At 37.7% G+C, this 2,697-nt stretch carries 2 protein-coding genes; one reads left to right on the forward strand and one right to left on the reverse strand.

All coding sequences use genetic code 11. From position 1 onward, the window contains the following. Window positions 1-227: 227 nt before the first annotated feature. Window positions 228-1,334, reverse strand: a complete 1,107-nt coding sequence (locus QME45_14615) for a uroporphyrinogen decarboxylase family protein (protein MDI6619859.1) — start codon at window positions 1,332-1,334, stop codon at window positions 228-230. Between the two features lie 562 nt (window positions 1,335-1,896). Here QME45_14615 and QME45_14620 point away from each other — a divergent pair. Then, window positions 1,897-2,670 (forward strand): transposase, encoded by a 774-nt coding sequence (locus tag QME45_14620; protein MDI6619860.1) that lies wholly within the window; start codon window positions 1,897-1,899, stop codon window positions 2,668-2,670. The last annotated feature ends 27 nt before the right edge of the window (window positions 2,671-2,697 follow it).

Raw genomic sequence — 2,697 nt, forward strand, 5'->3', positions numbered from 1 at the left:
TTATCCGTGTGAATGTTTTTTGATGTTTTCATTTACTTAACCTCCATTTGTTTATATGGAGATTATTGCCATTTACACGGATTTTTATTCAGTCTCTAGGATTGCTTCACCATCGTCATGGTAATTCTCGTAACCACTTATAAAGGATGTTATAATCTATGCTCGGATTTTGGGAACAATTGCTGATTTAAAGATCATTATGATCAAAATAATATTGGATGGCTTCTTTAAAAGGTATCAATGCTTCTACCTAAGGCTGTCTCATAAAGTGCTTTTATATTTTCCATTGGTATGTCATTTTGAAGTGCATTTGCCGGACATATAATAAGACCTCCTCCTTTACCACAGATTCTAATTCTTTCAGATACTTCATGTTTTACATCGTCTATAGTTCCATAAGGAAGTGTTTTTTGTATTGATATAGCACCATGTATGGTTATTTTATCTCCAAATTCTTTTTTTACCTTTTCAGGATCCATGCATTCGGGTTGTACTGGGTTTATTATGTCTACACCAATTTCTATAAGGTCTTTAAGGACTTCGGTAATATCACCATCGCTATGAAAAAATATTTTTATGTCAGGGTTTATGCTCTTAAAACTATTAATCATATCAGCCAGTATAGGCTTTTCAATACTGCGCCAAGAATTTGGATTTACAAGCATACCGTTCTGCATAGCAATATCACCAATAAAACCGATTATGTCCACACCTGCTTTTGCAAGGCGCATTCCCTTTTCTTTTTCATATAAGCTGATGCGTTCTAATAGCTCTTGTGCGAACGGCACATCAATCAACATATCACATAGATAATTTTCCAGACCCCTCATATGCCAGCATACTTTAAAAGGAAGATTTAATGAACCCATTACAGCATACTTTCCTTTGTAAAATGTTACTCTTTTTTTAATAGTTTCGATACTATCGAATATATTAAAGTATGGCCATTCAAATGAATTCAAGTTTTTGGTTGATGTAAATGGGCCATTTACCCATTGGTCATATAGTCCATCTCTACCCTGCTTAAAAACAATTCCCCAAGAAGTTTTAAAGCTTTTATCATCAAAAAAAATATACTTTCCACCGCTATGCGGCGAGTTACCCTTTAGTATACCGTTTACCTTGCTTTCATAGGAAAGGTTGTGTTCAGCAATATAAACTTTTCTTATATCTACTCCAAGTCTATCCAATAGCTCGTCTATTGTTTTAACACCTATATATGATATAAACTTTTTGGTTACATCATCTCTACTACAGTAGTCAACAGGAATACGATCAACTTCCTGATGATTGACAGCTCTTAAGACTCTTTCTCTTGATGTAAGAAAATCCATTTTTACACCTCTTTTTATATATTTATAGATCTATAGAATATATTGTATATCGATCTTTGTAACTATCTTTATATATTTTCCAGAATAATATAATTTTTGTACAATCATAGCTTTTAAAGTATCGAAATTGTTATATCTAAATTAGATATTAAATAGCCATTATCACGTTAAAAAGATAAGCATTTTCTATATTTTTTTAATTTATGCTTTATCATGTTGAAAACTCTAAAAGTCTAAAAATTAAAGACTTTATGCAATGCGGATGAAATTATATGTATAAGCAAAAGAACAGCACTACTTCAATTATACGGGGACTGCATCTTCTCAAATGTCTTAGCTACATTTTTGCTTACAACCTTCTTCCACACGCTGATTATCAAGATAGTTGTCAGTAATTCTTTAAATTTTTTGGTAGCTATGAGGCAACTTTTTCATCTGCCCCAGCAGCCTCGATTGATTCTGTCCCAAACTCCGTAGAAATTGAGAATGACAGCTCCAAGTAGTTCTGGTAGAATAAAGTTGTCAAAGCAATAGACTATCAAATAACAAAGGAGCTGTCACAATGAAAGTATATCAGGAGAACAAGGGATCCGTCAATGAGAATATCGAAATAATAAACAGTACCGTACTGCATGAAAAAGCGCGCTATGGGTTGATGGAACTCTCGATGGCGCTGGGTCTTGATGTCATGCGGATGATGTTGGAAGAAGATGTAGCACAGTATGCCGGCCCCAAAGGGAAGCACAATACAGAGGAGCGTACTGGATACCGCCACGGTACCGACAAGACTACAGTAGTTATGGGCGGCAAGAAAGTCAGGGTAGATCGCCCCAGAGTCAGGGCCATTGATGGCAGCGGCGAGTTCCCGCTGGAAACACTGAGTATGTTTGGTGCTATGTCATACCTGCCTGAATCGGAGCAGGCGAATGTATCTGTGGCTATGACCATGGCTTACAGGGAGTTTGAGTATGAGGCCGCTAAAGGTAAGCTTATGAGCATTGCCAATAACCTTGAGTATCGATATCCAAAAGCAGCAGCAAGCCTTCTGGAAGGGCTTGAGGAGACATTGACAGTGCACCGGATCAAGATTCCCGGCATGCTTCGTGAGACACTGTGCAGCACGAACCCTATGGAATCAGCCAACTCCGCCTGCCGCGGTATTATCCGCAGGGTGTCTAACTTCAGAGATGGCGGAATGGCTCTCCGACACGCAGCAGCCGGCTTTATTGAAGCAGAACGTGGATTCCGTAGAATCAAAGGGTACAAGCAATTGCCCATGCTGATAGCAACGCTTGCGACTCAATCAACCGGTACTTCAGAAATCAAAACTGCATAAGTCGTAGCTTTCAGAAAATATTTGGAG

The sequence above is a fragment of the Clostridiales bacterium genome (assembly GCA_030016385.1).
In the GTDB taxonomy this organism is placed as follows: Bacteria; Bacillota; Clostridia; order Clostridiales; family Oxobacteraceae; genus JASEJN01.